The 13,681-nt window shown below is 69.3% G+C and carries 12 protein-coding genes and 1 tRNA gene; 4 read left to right on the top strand and 9 right to left on the bottom strand.

The window, feature by feature from the left end:
• Window positions 1–73: 73 nt before the first annotated feature.
• The 3 genes from paaZ to paaN form a co-directional block, all read right to left on the bottom strand.
• Window positions 74–2,152 (bottom strand): phenylacetic acid degradation bifunctional protein PaaZ, encoded by a 2,079-nt coding sequence (gene paaZ / locus PV781_RS20130; RefSeq protein ID WP_274777417.1) that lies wholly within the window; start codon window positions 2,150–2,152, stop codon window positions 74–76.
• 115 nt (window positions 2,153–2,267) lie between these two features.
• Window positions 2,268–3,476, bottom strand: a complete 1,209-nt coding sequence (gene pcaF / locus PV781_RS20125) for a 3-oxoadipyl-CoA thiolase (protein WP_274777416.1) — start codon at window positions 3,474–3,476, stop codon at window positions 2,268–2,270.
• A 22-nt stretch (window positions 3,477–3,498) separates the two neighbouring features.
• On the bottom strand, window positions 3,499–5,148 hold the full coding sequence (paaN, locus tag PV781_RS20120) for a phenylacetic acid degradation protein PaaN (protein ID WP_274777415.1): 1,650 nt from the start codon (window positions 5,146–5,148) through the stop codon (window positions 3,499–3,501).
• 123 nt (window positions 5,149–5,271) lie between these two features.
• Between paaN and paaG the strand changes: the two genes are divergently transcribed.
• From paaG to paaK, 3 genes are read left to right on the top strand one after another with little or no spacing between them, the layout of a single operon-like run.
• On the top strand, window positions 5,272–6,060 hold the full coding sequence (gene paaG, locus PV781_RS20115) for a 2-(1,2-epoxy-1,2-dihydrophenyl)acetyl-CoA isomerase PaaG (protein ID WP_274777414.1): 789 nt from the start codon (window positions 5,272–5,274) through the stop codon (window positions 6,058–6,060).
• Entirely contained in the window at window positions 6,057–6,545 is a 489-nt protein-coding gene (gene paaI, locus PV781_RS20110; protein ID WP_274777413.1) for a hydroxyphenylacetyl-CoA thioesterase PaaI, read from the top strand. Before paaG ends, paaI begins: the two co-directional genes overlap by 4 nt.
• An 18-nt stretch (window positions 6,546–6,563) precedes the next feature.
• Window positions 6,564–7,895 carry a phenylacetate--CoA ligase PaaK gene (gene paaK, locus PV781_RS20105; protein ID WP_274777412.1) on the top strand — a complete coding sequence of 444 codons (1,332 nt, stop codon included), beginning with the start codon at window positions 6,564–6,566 and terminating at the stop codon, window positions 7,893–7,895.
• A 1,129-nt stretch (window positions 7,896–9,024) separates the two neighbouring features.
• Here the strand turns inward: paaK and arsC are convergent.
• Together arsC and PV781_RS20095 are read right to left on the bottom strand one after the other, a co-directional pair.
• A complete protein-coding gene (gene arsC, locus PV781_RS20100; protein WP_274777411.1) occupies window positions 9,025–9,441 on the bottom strand; it encodes an arsenate reductase (glutaredoxin) in 417 nt (138 codons plus the stop codon).
• Between the two features lie 233 nt (window positions 9,442–9,674).
• Window positions 9,675–10,340: an ArsR/SmtB family transcription factor gene (locus PV781_RS20095; protein ID WP_342455460.1), complete on the bottom strand. Its 666-nt coding sequence runs from the start codon at window positions 10,338–10,340 to the stop codon at window positions 9,675–9,677.
• A 456-nt stretch (window positions 10,341–10,796) separates the two neighbouring features.
• Between PV781_RS20095 and PV781_RS20090 the strand changes: the two genes are divergently transcribed.
• Window positions 10,797–11,693, top strand: a complete 897-nt coding sequence (locus tag PV781_RS20090; protein WP_274777409.1) for a DMT family transporter — start codon at window positions 10,797–10,799, stop codon at window positions 11,691–11,693.
• Between the two features lie 128 nt (window positions 11,694–11,821).
• Here the strand turns inward: PV781_RS20090 and nusG are convergent, their stop codons facing one another.
• The 4 genes from nusG to PV781_RS20070 all read right to left on the bottom strand — a co-directional run.
• Window positions 11,822–12,352, bottom strand: a complete 531-nt coding sequence (gene nusG, locus PV781_RS20085; protein WP_209102882.1) for a transcription termination/antitermination protein NusG — start codon at window positions 12,350–12,352, stop codon at window positions 11,822–11,824.
• Window positions 12,353–12,357: 5 nt separating this feature from the next.
• A complete protein-coding gene (gene secE / locus PV781_RS20080) occupies window positions 12,358–12,558 on the bottom strand; it encodes a preprotein translocase subunit SecE (protein ID WP_274777408.1) in 201 nt (66 codons plus the stop codon).
• 335 nt (window positions 12,559–12,893) lie between these two features.
• Window positions 12,894–12,970, bottom strand: a tRNA-Trp gene (locus tag PV781_RS20075).
• A 600-nt stretch (window positions 12,971–13,570) separates the two neighbouring features.
• Window positions 13,571–13,681, bottom strand: a 111-nt coding sequence (locus PV781_RS20070) for an EF-Tu C-terminal domain-related protein (RefSeq protein ID WP_489667331.1), incomplete at its 5' end; no start/stop codon positions are given.

Below are 13,681 nucleotides of genomic sequence, written 5' to 3'. Positions count from 1 at the left end.
CGCCTGCGGCACTTGAGAAACATGCGGCCCCGGTCAAACCGACCGGGGCCGCTCGCGTTTGCGGCGGCGCGGTTTATGCCGCAGGCGTGCGGGCGCTCATGGTGAGCAGCTCGTAGCGGGCGACCGTCTCTCCATTCTGGTTGAACACTTCCGCGTCCCACCGCACCTCGCCATAGGCCGGCAGCCGCGCGGCCTGCTTCTGCTTGACCGTAAGCCGTACCTTGATCTCGTCGCCGGGCGACACCGGCTTCAGGAAGCGCAGATTGTCGAGGCCGTAATTGGCCAGCAGCGGGCCGGGCGCCGGGTCCACGAACAGGCCGGCGGCGAAGGACAGGATGAGGTAGCCATGCGCCACCCGGCCCGGGAAGAAGGGATTGGCCTTGGCCGCCTCTTCGTCCATGTGGGCATAGAAGGTGTCGCCGGTGAAATGGGCGAAATGCTCGATGTCCTCAAGCGAGATGACACGGCTCGCCGTCTCCACGCTCTCGCCGATGGAGAGGGCGTCGAACGGCCGCTTGAAGGGATGCTCGGGGGTGACGGGCGCCGGCGCGCCCTTGATCCAGGACCGCGTGAGGCCCGAAAGGCGGGCCGGCGAACCCTGGAGCGCGGTGCGCTGCATGTAATGGAACATGCCCCGAAGGCCGCCCATCTCCTCGCCGCCGCCGGCGCGGCCCGGGCCGCCGTGGACGAGGCCGGGCAGAGGCGAGCCGTGGCCGGTGGATTCCTTGGCGCAATCCCGGTCCACCACCAGCACCCGGCCATGATGGCACGCGATGCCGAACACCAGGTCCTCCGCCACGGCGGCATCATAGGTGAAGACGGACGCAACAAGGCTCCCCTCCCCCTTGGCCACGATCGCCACGGCGTCGGCGAGGCTGTCATAGGGCATGAGGGTGGCCACTGGCCCGAAGGCTTCCACCGCGTGCGGCGTGTGGGCGTCCAGCGGGCGGTCGCACTGGAGCAGAACGGGCGCCAGGAAGGCGCCGGTGGCGGCATCGGCACCCACCGGATCGACATTGGCCGGATCACCGGCGATGATCTTCGCCTCGGTTGCGATCTCCGCAATGGCCGCCCGCACCGCCTCGCGCTGGGCAAGGGAGGCCAGCGCGCCCATGCGCACCTCGTCAAGGCGGGGATCGCCGATGCGGATGGCGGCCAGTTGCGCCGTCAGCGCCTGAGCCACCTGGTCGACAACGGGACGGGGCACCAGGATGCGGCGGATGGCGGTGCATTTCTGACCCGCCTTCACCGTCATCTCGCGCACCACCTCTTTCACGAAGAGGTCGAATTCCGGCGCACCCGGCGTCGCGTCCGGTCCCAGCACGGCGGCATTGAGGCTATCCCGCTCGGCGATGAAGCGCACCGCATTGCGCGAGACCGCCGGATGATTGCGCAGCGCGTCAGAGGTCTCCGCCGAACCGGTGAATGAGAGCACATCCTGTCCGGTGAGATGGTCGAGGAGATCGCCCGTGGAGCCGCAGACGAACTGAAAGGCACCTTCGGGAAGGGCTCCCGAGTCCACGATCAGCCGTGCCAGCGCCTCAGCCATATAGGCGGTCGCGGTGGCCGGCTTGGTGATGACGGGCACGCCGGCCAGGATGGCGGGCGCGAGCTTTTCCAAGAGGCCCCAGCAGGGGAAGTTGAAGGCATTGATGTGCACCGCCACGCCCTGGAGCGGCGTCAGGATGTGTGTGCCGAGGAAGGTGCCACCCTTGGAGAGACTCTCTGGCGCACCTTCCACGACGAAGCGCTCGCTCGGCAATTCGCGCCGGCCGCGGGAGGCATAGGCATAGAGGGTGCCGATGCCGCCATCGATGTCGATCAGGTTGTCCCGCTTGGTGGCGCCAGTGAGCAGCGCCAGGGCATAGAGCGGCTCCTTGCGCTCGGAGAGATAGGCGGCCAGCGCCTTCAGACGGTCCGCCCGCTCGTGAAAGGTCATGGCCCTGAGCGCCGGTCCGCCCACGGCGCGGGCGTGGTTGACCATGGCGCCGAAGTCGAGCCCCTTGGTGGAGGCCCGCGCCACGATGCTCCCGTCAATGGCGCTCGGAACATCCACAGCATCAGGCCCTGTGGGCACGAAGCGGCCCAACGCATAGCTTTCAAGCGCCAGCGGGGCGGCAGAGACGTCAAGGGAAGCGGCGGCGTTTGTCATGGCGTGCCTTTTTCTGCCTGGAAGGAGGCAGCCGGACCGAAGACCGGATGCTTCCCTGTCTGGATTTCGGCGGCTCCGCGTCTCATGCGCGGCGCCGCGCGGTGATGCTCTCGGCTCAAACCCGCTCAATGAGCGCGGCGATCCCCTGCCCGACGCCGATGCACATGGTGGCCACCGCCCGCTTGCCACCGCGCACCTCCAGTGCGCTCACCGCCGTCATGGCGAGGCGCGCGCCGGACATGCCCAGCGGATGGCCGAGCGCGATGGCGCCGCCGTGCGGATTGACGTGCTCGGCATCGTCCGGGAGGCCCAATTGGCGCAGCACCGCCAAGGCCTGGGAAGCGAACGCCTCATTAAGTTCGATGAGATCGATGTCGGCCAGGGAGAGGCCGTTCTTGGCGATGAGCTTCTGCGTCGCCGGCGCCGGGCCAATGCCCATGATGCGCGGCGGCACACCCGCCTGCACCACCGAGACGACGCGGGCGCGGGGCGTCAGGCCGTATTTGCGGGCCGCCGCCTCGGAGGCGAGGATCAGTGCGCCCGCCCCGTCATTGACGCCCGAGGCATTGCCGGCGGTGACCGAGCCTCCTTCCTTTCGGAACGGCGTCTTCAGCGCAGCGAGCTGTTCGAGGGTGGTGTCGCCGCGCGGATGCTCGTCGGCCTCCACCACCATGACCGCGCCCTTCTTACCTTTCACCGAGATGGGCGCGATCTCGCGGGCGAAGAAGCCCGCCTCCTGCGCCGCCTTGGTGCGCTGCTGGGAGCGCCAGGCGAAGAGGTCCTGGTCGGCGCGGGAGATGGCGAAGTCCTCGGCCACGTTCTCGCCGGTCTCGGGCATGGAATCGACGCCGTACTGCGCCTTCATAAGCGGGTTTATGAAGCGCCAGCCGATGGTGGTGTCGTAGATTTCCGCCTGCCGCGAGAAGGCCTCTGTCGCCTTGCCCTGCACGAAGGGCGCGCGGGTCATGCTTTCCACCCCGCCGGCGATGATGAGGTCTGCGTCGCCGGTCATGATGGCGCGGGCGCCCATGCCGACCGCATCAAGGCCCGAGCCGCACAGGCGGTTGATGGTGGTGCCTGGCGCGCTCACGGGCAAGCCGGCCAGGAGGGCGGCCATGCGGGCCACGTCGCGATTGTCCTCGCCCGCCTGGTTGGCGCAGCCGAGGATCACGTCGTCCACGGCCTCCCAGTCCACGCCCCCGTTGCGCTCCTTCAGGACGCGGATGGGATGGGCGGCCAGATCGTCGGCGCGTACGTCCTTCAGGGCGCCGGCATAGCGGCCAATGGGCGTGCGGGCGAAATCGCAGATAAAGGCGTCGACCATGTCTGTCTCCAATCTGTCCGGCTCAGGCGGCAGCGGCCGGGCGGCGCACGCAGACGATGCGGAAGCGGCCGGCGATGTAGGCGGCGTCGGTGAGGCACGCATTGCCGGCGGGGTTGGCGCCGGTGACGTGATAGTCCGAGAAGGCCGCGCTCTGGTTCACATAGATGCCCCCCGTGAGGTTCACCGAGAGCGCGACGCCCGCTTGCGCGCTGGCCTTTGCGGCGGCACGGATCTCGTCCTCATTGGTGCTGTAGAGGGCGGCGGTGATGGCGCCCTTCTCCCGGGCCGCATGGGCGGCGCGAGCGATGCCGTCAGCCGTATCGTCCACGGCCACCAGGAAGGCGATGGGGCCGAAGCGCTCCTCCAGATAGGCTGCCTCGTCGGCGGCCTCCACGGCGAGAAGGAGCGGCGTCGCCGTGCGGGCAGCGCCGTCCAACGGAGCACTGTCGCGCACAATGCGGCCGAGGCGGCGGGCGGCGGCGATTCGCACCAGGGTGGCCGGGTTCTGGATCGCGCCCAGGACGGCGGCGGCGCGTGCGGGATCGGACAGCAGGGCGTCGATGGCGCCTGCTATGCCCATCGCCACCTCCTCGAAGCTCTTATGGCCCTCGTCGGTGGCGATGCCGCCGCGTGGAATGAAGAGCGTCTGGGGCGCCGTGCACATCTGCCCGCTATAGAGCGAGAGCGAGAAGGCGATGTTCTGGCACATGCCAGCGAAGCTGCCGGTGGAGCCGATGACGATGGTGTTGACCCCCGCCTCCTCCGTGAACAGCAGCTTGCCGCGCAGATGGTCGCGCAGCCAGCCGCCGAAGGCCGGCGAGCCGGTGAAATCGACGATGCCCACAGCTGGGTGCGTCGCGAGGTCCTTGGCGAGCGGCGCCTCGGCCGTATCGGGCGCCAGTTGCAGGACATCGGGATCAAAGCCGGCCTCGGCCAGCACCTGCCGGCCGATCTGCACCGTCAAGGCCAGCGGCAGGATGGCGGCCGGATGGGGCTTCACGATCACCGCATTGCCGGTGACAAGGTCCGCGAAGAGGGCCGGATAGCTGTTCCAGGTCGGAAAGGTGGCGCAGCCGATGACGAGGCCGAGGCCGCGCGGGACGATGTGGAAGTCCTTGTCGAGGCGGATGGTGGTGCGCCCTGCCGGCTTTTCCCAACGCACCGCGCCGGGCACCTCGGCCATGTCTTTATAGGCATAGGCGACCGCCTCCAGGCCCCGGTCCTGGGCATGCGGGCCACCGGCTTGGAAGGCCATGGCGAAGGCCTGGCCCGTGGTGTGCTCCACCGCGTGTGCCATCAGGAAGCTGGCTGTGTTGAGCCGCACCAGGATTTCCAGCGCGACCCCAACCCGTGCCTCGACCGAGGCCTCGGCCCAGCCCGGTGCGGCCCGGCGCGCGGCGGCCACCAGCGCCTCGGTGCTTAAGGCGGGATAGGTGATTCCCAGCTTGAGGCCATAGGGCGAGACCTCGCCGCCGACGGAGGCAAGATCTCCTGCCTGGCCAAGGTCGAAGGGCTGGCCGATCAGCGCCTCGAAGGCGGCCTTTCCTTCTGACGGCGCGGCCTCGCCATAGGTGCGTGGCACGTCCGAGAAGGCGCTCCAGAAGCCCCGCTCGCGGGTTGCCGTGACCGCAGCCTCCAGAAGCGCGCGGTGCGCCTGGAACAGATCAGCCATACTCTCCTCCCTGATGGTGGAGCCGTCTGCCCGTCTGTTGACAAGCTCGCCCCTTGCGCTAAAGATTAACCGATCGATCGGTTAATTCAAGAGGCTCATACAGAGCCCGACTGGGAGGATGGAGTGGAGCCAATTCTTCTCGTGGACCGCCACGAAGGCTGGACCGCGCTGACGCTGAACCGGCCGGACCGGCTCAATTCCTTCAACGAGGACCTGCACCGGGCACTGGCCTCCGCCCTCGACGAGGCCGGGCAGGACGAAGGCGTGCGCGCGGTCCTGCTCACGGGCGCGGGGCGGGGGTTCTGCGCCGGGCAGGATCTGAGCGACCGGTCTCCCTCCGATGCCCCGCGCGATCTCGGCGCCACCATCGAGGCCTTCTATAATCCGCTGGTGCGCCGCATCCGGGCTTTGCGCAAGCCGGTGGTCTGCGCGGTCAATGGGGTTGCGGCCGGCGCGGGAGCCAATATCGCGCTCGCCTGCGACATTGTGCTGGCGGCCCGCTCCGCCAAGTTCATCCAGGCCTTCGCCAAGATCGGCTTGGTGCCCGATTCGGGCGGCACCTATTTCCTGCCGCGCCTCATCGGCGATGCCCGGGCCCGCGCTTTGGCCCTGCTCGCCGAGCCGCTGCCGGCCGAGACCGCCGAGAGCTGGGGCCTGATCTGGAAGGCGGTGGATGATGCCGCGCTCCAGGACGAGGCCCGCGCCCTCACCGCGCGCCTGGCCACCCAGCCCACCCAGGGCCTTGCCCTCACCAAGGCGGCCTTCAACGCTTCCGGCGGCAATGATCTTGACGCCCAGCTGGACCTGGAGCGCGACCTTCAGCGCCAGGCGGGGCTGACGCCGGATTATGCGGAAGGCGTGAAAGCCTTCATGGAGAAGCGCGCGCCTCATTTTACCGGCCGCTCCTCATGAGCGCCCCGGCCTCCGCCGCGCCGACGCGCGACCCGGCCGAGGTGGCGCGCCTCTCCGCCGCCGCCATGTGGGCCACCGACAATGCCAGCCAGGGCCTCGGCATCGAGATCCTGGAGGTGGGCCCCGGCACCTCGACCCTCGCCATGACCCTGGCCGACCACATGACCAACGGCCACGGCATGGCTCATGGCGGCTTCATCTTCGCGCTCGCCGACAGCGCCTTTGCCTTTGCCTGCAATTCCTATGGCGAGCGGGTCGTGGCGGCCCAGTGCGCCATCACCTATCTGCGGCCCGGCCTGAAGGGCCATCGCCTGATCGCCACCGGGCGCGAGGTGGCCCGCTCCGGGCGCAGCGGCATCTATGACGTGACCGTCACGCAGGATGGCGTGACCATTGCTGAATTTCGCGGCCATTCCCGGCTCATCGGCGGCAGCATGCTGCCCGAGGCCGGGGACGAGAACCGCCCCTCGCAAACGCGACCTTGAGTGGAGGAGACGGACCCCATGGCTCTCCCGGCCTATGCCTTCGACCGCGACGTGAAGGGCGGCCTTGATGCCGCCGAGCGCGCCTCCCGCGACGAGATCCAGGCGCTCCAGCTGGAGCGCCTCTCCTGGTCGCTGCGCCATGCCTATGAGAATGTGCCCTTCTACCGGGCCCAGTTCGACGCGGCGGGCGTCCACCCGTCCGACCTCAAGAGCCTGTCGGACCTGGCTAAGTTCCCCTTCACGGTGAAGACCGACCTGCGGGACCATTATCCCTTCGGCCTGTTCGCCGTGCCGCGGGAGAAGCTCGCCCGCATCCACGGGTCGTCGGGCACCACGGGCAAGCCCATCGTGGTCGGCTATACCCAGGCCGATATCGACATGTGGGCGGACGTGATGGCCCGCTCCATCCGCGCCGCTGGCGTGCGGCCGGGCCAGATGGTGCATGTGGCCTATGGCTATGGCCTCTTCACCGGCGGCCTTGGCGCCCATTACGGGGCCGAGCGGCTCGGCTGCACGGTGGTGCCCATGTCGGGCGGCATGACCGAGCGCCAGGTGCAGCTCATCCACGACTTCAAGCCGGACGCCATCATGGTCACGCCCAGCTACATGCTGGCGCTGCTGGACGGCTTCCTGAAGGCCGGCATCGACCCGCGCGCCACCTCGCTCAAATACGGCATCTTCGGCGCCGAGCCCTGGACCAATGCCATGCGGACGGAGATCGAGCAGGCCTTCGCGCTGGATGCCACGGACATTTATGGCCTCTCCGAAGTCATCGGCCCCGGCGTCGCCCAGGAATGCGTGGAGACCAAGGACGGGCTGCACATCTGGGAGGATCATTTCTACCCGGAGGTCATCGATCCCATCACCGGCGAGGTGCTCCCCGATGGCGAGAAGGGCGAGCTGGTCTTCACCTCGCTCACCAAGGAAGCCTTTCCCATCATCCGCTACCGCACGCGGGACCTCACCCGCCTTCTGCCGGGCACCGCGCGGCCGGGCATGCGGCGCATGGAGAAGGTGACCGGACGCTCGGACGACATGATCATCCTGCGCGGCGTCAACGTCTTCCCCACCCAGATCGAGGAGATCCTGCTGAAGGCCGAGACCTGCTCGGGCCACTACCAGCTGGAGCTCATCCGCGAGGGCCGCATGGACGAGATGATCGTGCATGCGGAAATCCGCGAGGACCGCTGGGCGGGCGCCAACCTGGACGCGGTCGCCGGCCAGATCCTCGCCCGCATCAAGGATACGGTGGGCATCACCACCCGCATCGAGCTGCACGAGCCCGGCGGCATCGAGCGCACTGCCGCCGGCAAGGCCAAGCGCATCATCGACCGCCGACCGAAGGACTGAAGGCCGGCGCCGGGGCCGTGGTGTCATGGCTTCGGCCCTCCCGCCCCGTCCTCCCGGTTCCCTGCCGTCCGGCCGATGTCCGGCCGGATCACCTCGGCGTCCTCCCTCCTGCCCCGTCCTCCCTGGCCCTTTGCCCCCTCCCTATCCCTCCCCCGCCTTGCGGGAGAGGGAACGTTCGTGCGCCCGGTCAGGGCAGAGGTTTGACCGCCATGGCGGCCGTCACCCGGACCTCTCCTGCGGCGCGACCGGCCCCCTCTCCCCGCGAAGCGGGGGAGGGTTGGGGAGGGGGAAGGAAGGAAGGATGAAGCGTCCTCCTCCCCCAACCCGCGCCCCGCCTTTTCCTCAACTTCTCCCCACCCCAGGCCCTTTGCCCCCTTCCTAGCCCTCCCCCGCTTCGCGGGAGAGGGGACTTTGGTGCGCCCGGTCAGGGCAGAGCTTTGACCGCCATGGCGGCTGTCACCCCGACCTCTCCCCCGGCGCGACCGGCCCCCTCTCCCGCGAAGCGGGGGAGGGTTGGGGAGGGGGAAGCATGGACGCCAACGCCCCAGCACCAACATCCCCGCCAAAGGCGAGGTGGAGGGATGCGGGAGCGGCCGGCGCGCGGCGGCGCGCCGTAAAGTGTGGGATGAGGTGGAGCCTCGCTCCGTCCGCTCCCGCGCGGGGATTTATGGCCTCGGCCCTGCGCCGCGTGGGCAACAGGTTCTCCCATCAGCACCGGCCGAACCAGAACCGGATCGGTGCGCCTGGGCCTTCAGCCTCCTCTGCTAACGGGCGCGAGGTGCGTTACTCCCCGTCCCGTCGGACACCCGCCCCCGACACCACCCGTCAGGCCGCTCCGGACGCGCCCCTCCTTGGTGCCAAGTGAGGACACCATAGCAGAGGCGCAAGGAATTAGGAATATGGTCTAGGACATTTTTCTTAAATGGACGCGATCACCGTTCGAAGCAGGGTGCCCGACTGGCGTTTTGGCCGTGGCGCGCGAGCCCCATCGCGTTCGTGAGCAGATGCACCCTGCCTCAGGGGTCGGCATACAGGCCTGTCTTGGCCTCGCACGGGCGTGGATGCGCGAGACAAGCCCGCGCATGACACCGATGGGGTGGCAAGAGCGCGGAAATGGCGCGCCTGGCCCCTACCTCTTCGGGATGACCACCTCGCCATCCTCCTTGGTGAAGTGATCGGGCCGGCGCTCCAGCAGGGTAAGCACCACCTCGGAGGGCCGGCACAGCTTCACGCCCAAGGGCGTCACCACGATGGGCCGGTTCACCAGGATGGGATGGGCCACCATGGCGGCGAGGATCGCCTCATCCGAGACGCCCGGCTCCAGCAGCCCCAGTTCCGCCGCCGGCGTGCCCTTCTCCCGCAGGATGTCCCGGGGGGCAACGCCCATGCGGGCGAGCAGGTCGCGCAGCAATTCCGCCGTCCAACCCGCCTTCAGATAGAGCACCACCTCGGGCTCGTAGCCCGCCGCCTCCACCATGGCGAGGGCGTTGCGGGACGTGCCACAGGCGGGGTTGTGATAGAAGGTGATCGGAAATTCGGACGTCATCGCCTCGCCCATCATGTGCCTGCCTTGCGCTGTCACGCTCAGATGCCGGTCTCAGTGGCGCCTGGCCGCTCACCAGAGGTGATCCCGGAGGACACCACCGCTTCCTACGCAGTTCATTTCTATATTTCTAGACTAATCGAAATATTGAAGGACACAAGGCCCAAACCGCAGTGCGCATGAGGGGCGCGGCTTTTCGACCGGGCGGACCTGCCCACCGGCGCGCGCCAGATTGGTCAGGCCTCCTCCCCGGGATCGGCCTTAATGCCGAACCGCGCGGCAAAGCCGGCCTCGCCGCGCCGCGTCACCTCCAGCGCGCGGCTGCCCGGCACCCGCGTCACCCAGCCCAGCGCCACAAAGCGCTCCAGCAGCACCGCACCCAGCCGACCGGCGAGGTGCGGCCGGCGTTCCGACCAGTCGAGGCAGGTGCGGCACAGGGGTCGGCGACCGCCGCCCGGCGGATCGGGGTCCACGCCCAGGTCCGCCAGGAAAGCGCGCCCGGCGGGCGTCACCCACCCGGCCCCATCCGCCATTTCCACGTGCCCGCGCTCCACCAGGGCGGCGGCCAGTGCCACGGCCAGCCGACCGGCCATGTGGTCGTAGCAGGTGCGGGCCCGGCGCAGGGCCGCATCGCGCGGACCGGGCGGACGATGCCGTCGCGGGCCGGTGGCCGCCAGCGCCATCAGCGCGGCCACCGCATCCGCCACCTCGGCGCCGGCAAGGCGGAAATAGCGGTGGCGGCCCTGCCGCTCCACCACCAGCAGGCGCGCCGCCACCATCTGCGCCAGATGCCCGCTGGCGGTCTGGGCGGTGATGCCGCCCTGGGACGCCAGCTCGCCGGCGGTGAGCGCCATGCCGCCCATGAGCGCGCACAGCATGTGGGCGCGGGCTGGATCGCCCATCAGGTGGGCCACTTCCGCCACCGCGCTGCCGGAAGCGAAATTGGGTGCCTCGGGGACGGGCACCGGGGGCGACGGGCAGCGCGCCGGCCCGGTCCCAGCGCTCCGGAGGGTCCCCCGGGCGGCGGCAGGTCGCACGGCTTTCGGCGAGACGTTCATCCCGGTCCCCTCCTCCCCCCCTCGCGGCGCCGCCCGACACGCCCCTCCATGGCCGCGAGAGGCTTCCCCACGCGCCGGACGGGGAGCGCCCGCCACGCCCTTGCACCGGATGGCGCCGTGTCCCGCATTCTAGCGCCCCACCTCCGTCCCGGTCAGCCCGCCATGCTTCGGCGCCGGCCGAAACGTGCAAGCGAGGATGCCGCTAAGGTGCCGATCGCCGCCACTGCCGCGGCCCCATTTCCTCCCGCGACCCCGGCCCCGCCTCGGCGGCGGACCGCCGTCGCAGCTTCGCGGACGTTTATGCGCTCCCCTCCCCTTCGCGATCCCGCCCTTCTCCTCCTGCTCTCCACCTTGTGGGGGGCCTCCTACAGCTTCATCCGCGTGGGCGTGGAGACCATCCCGCCGGTGACCTTGATCGCCGCCCGCACTCTCATCGCGTGCGGACTGCTGGCGCTGGTGGTGGTGGTGGTGGCCCGCGGCCTGTCCTGGCCGCGCAACCGGGGCTTCTGGCGGAATTGCGCCATGCAGGCGCTGCTCAACAGCGTGGTCCCCTTCACCCTCATCGCCTGGGCAGAGCAGTCCATCGAGGCGGGGCTCGCCACCATCCTCAATGCCACCTCCCCGGTCTTCGCTTTCCTCATCACCGCCTGCCTCACCCGGCACGAGGCGGTGGGTGGCCGCAAGCTGCTGGGCGTCGCGGCGGGCCTTGCGGGCACCTTCCTGATCGTGGGAGTGGATGCCCTGTCCGGCCTCGGGCGGGATGTCTTGGCACAGCTCGCCGTGGTGGCGGCCAGCGCCTGCTATGGCGGGGCGGCCGTGTGGGGGCGACGCTTTGCGGGGGTGGACCCGCTTCTGCCGGCGGCGGGCTCGCTGCTCTGTGGGGCGGTGGTGCTGGTGCCTTTGAGCCTTTTCCTCGACCGGCCCTGGACGCTGTCGCCTTCCCCGGCTTCGCTCGGTGCGCTCCTGGCCCTGGCGGTGGCCTCCACGGCGCTGGCCTTCGTACTCTACTTCCATCTGGTACAGCGGCTCGGCGCCGTGGGCACGACGGCGCAGGCTTATCTGCGCGTGCCCATCGGGGTGGCGATCGGCGTCCTCGCCTTGGGCGAACGCCTCTCCGCCACGGCCTTTGTGGGGCTGGGGCTGATCCTGGTGGGGGTGGTGGCCATGACGACGCCCGCAGGGCGGCGTCAAAAGTAGAGAACGCGCGACGCCCGCAGGGCGGCGTGAGAGCTAAGGGCGCGGCGCCCGCGCGCCACGCGCGCCGCCAAAGAAAAAGGCCGGGCGCCTCGCGGCGGCCCGGCCTTGGTCGTGAACGGAAAAGGTCGTCAGACCTTCTCCACCTGTCCGAATTCCAGCTCCACCGGGGTGGCGCGGCCGAAGATGGAGACGGCGACCTTGAGGCGGGAACGGGTCTCGTCCACTTCCTCGACAATGCCGTTAAAGGACGCGAAGGGGCCGTCGGAGACCTTGACCGTCTCGCCCACCTCGAAGCTGATGGAGGGCTTGGGCCGGTCGATGCCTTCCTGCACCTGCTGCAGGATGCGCATGGCCTCGTTCTCGGAAATGGGCATGGGCTTGTTGTCGGCGCCCAGGAAGCCGGTGACCTTGGGGGTGTTCTTGATGAGGTGGAAGGCCTCGTCGGTGAGGTCCATCTTCACCAGCACATAGCCGGGGAAGAACTTCCGCTCCGTGTCCACCTTCCGGCCGCGCCGCACCTCCACCACCTTCTCGGTGGGGACGAGGATCTGCTCGAACAGATCGGCGACGCCGCGCTGCTCCGCCTGCTCGCGGATGGCGTCGGCCACCTTCTTCTCGAAGTTGGAATAAGCGTGAACGATATACCAGCGCTTGGCCATGACGCTCACCACCGACCGATTTTCAGGAGCTGGCTGACGCCGAACGACATCACCTGATCCGCCAGGAGGAAGAAGATCGAGGCCACCAGCACCATCACGAACACCATGGCGGTGGTGATGAGGGTTTCACGGCGGGACGGCCAGGTGACCTTCGCCGTCTCGGCGCGGACCTGCTGGAAGAACTCGGTGGGACTGTTCTTGGCCATGTCATACACCTTTGTGCCGGAAGGCTTCCGGCACTTGTCCGGACGCCGCGCTACGGCCGGCCCTCTGGCCGCCCCGGCGCCCTTCCTTGCCCGACCCTCCGCCGCGCGTCCGCGATGGCGGGCCTTCACCGATCCCCCCCGCGCGACGCGCCGGGCGGCTCTCAATTGCGATGGACCCGGCGGCATCCGCCGGTCCCTCTCCCATCCGCCCGAATCGCAACTGACGCTCTCGTCGCGCGTCGCGCATCCCGGCAACGGGGCCTTATGTGTGGTTCGAAGGGGACCGCCGCAACGGCGCCGTCGCCGTTTCTCCCCTGTCTGCTTTCGGAGGCGCCTGGCAGGAGTGGAGGGACTCGAACCCCCAACCCCCGGTTTTGGAGACCGGTGCTCTAACCAGTTGAGCTACACTCCTAATGCCGGCGCCCCGAAGGCGGCCCAGGCGGGCTTCCCCCTTCGAGGGTAAAGTCCGCCGCGCCGGGAAAGCGACCCAGCGCATCGGACGCGTGTGTGTAGTGGCATGCGCGGCGTCTGTAAAGGGGCGCGCATGCCGCCCGCCCACGCTGTCCCCAGCCGGCAAAGACAGGCGCCCGCCCTTACTTTCCGCCCGGCGCGCCTTGGGTCGGGGATGGCGGCGCGGCCGGTGGGCGCGGGCCGTCCGTGGCGCCGAGGGCGCAATCGCGGTTGGCCCCGGTTCCAGGCGCATTCTCGAAGACGCAACGGGTTTCAGGCGGCGTGCCGCACACGCTGGCGAGATCCTTGAAGCCGACGCACCGCCCGTCTGGCCCCCGATAGCCCGGCCCGCCCTTGCAGCCGCAGCCCGAACAAGCCGGCCGCTCCGGACACCGCGCCGCGCCGGAGGCGCTGGGGACGCCCGCAAGGCCGACAGCCAGCAGGAGGGAGGCGAGGGCGAGAATCAGGGACGCACGAGCCAAGGGCAGACCTCAAAGCAAAGGGGCGGCACCTTGCGATGCCGCCCCCTGCATATCTCAATCAGACCAATGGTCCGCTTCGATCACTCGATGATCGAAGCGACCACCCCTGCTCCAACCGTGCGGCCACCTTCGCGGATCGCGAAGCGCAGCTTCTCTTCCATGGCGATCGGCACGATCAGCGCCACGTCCAT

The organism is Aquabacter sediminis, assembly GCF_028863665.1.
GTDB lineage: Bacteria > Pseudomonadota > Alphaproteobacteria > Rhizobiales > Xanthobacteraceae > L1I39.
This window is presented reverse-complemented; position numbering and strand designations above follow the sequence as displayed.

Bases quoted from the DNA above. Each gene is read 5' to 3' on its own strand.
- arsC (WP_274777411.1), bottom strand. From the start codon at position 9,441: ATGACGTCCGAATTTCCGATCACCTTCTATCACAACCCCGCCTGTGGC.
- PV781_RS20090 (WP_274777409.1), top strand. From the start codon at position 10,797: ATGCGCTCCCCTCCCCTTCGCGATCCCGCCCTTCTCCTCCTGCTCTCC.
- pcaF (WP_274777416.1), bottom strand. From the start codon at position 3,476: ATGGTCGACGCCTTTATCTGCGATTTCGCCCGCACGCCCATTGGCCGC.
- paaI (WP_274777413.1), top strand. From the start codon at position 6,057: ATGAGCGCCCCGGCCTCCGCCGCGCCGACGCGCGACCCGGCCGAGGTG.
- paaN (WP_274777415.1), bottom strand. From the start codon at position 5,148: ATGGCTGATCTGTTCCAGGCGCACCGCGCGCTTCTGGAGGCTGCGGTC.
- nusG (WP_209102882.1), bottom strand. From the start codon at position 12,352: ATGGCCAAGCGCTGGTATATCGTTCACGCTTATTCCAACTTCGAGAAG.
- PV781_RS20095 (WP_342455460.1), bottom strand. From the start codon at position 10,340: ATGGGCGATCCAGCCCGCGCCCACATGCTGTGCGCGCTCATGGGCGGC.
- paaK (WP_274777412.1), top strand. From the start codon at position 6,564: ATGGCTCTCCCGGCCTATGCCTTCGACCGCGACGTGAAGGGCGGCCTT.
- secE (WP_274777408.1), bottom strand. From the start codon at position 12,558: ATGGCCAAGAACAGTCCCACCGAGTTCTTCCAGCAGGTCCGCGCCGAG.
- paaZ (WP_274777417.1), bottom strand. From the start codon at position 2,152: ATGACAAACGCCGCCGCTTCCCTTGACGTCTCTGCCGCCCCGCTGGCG.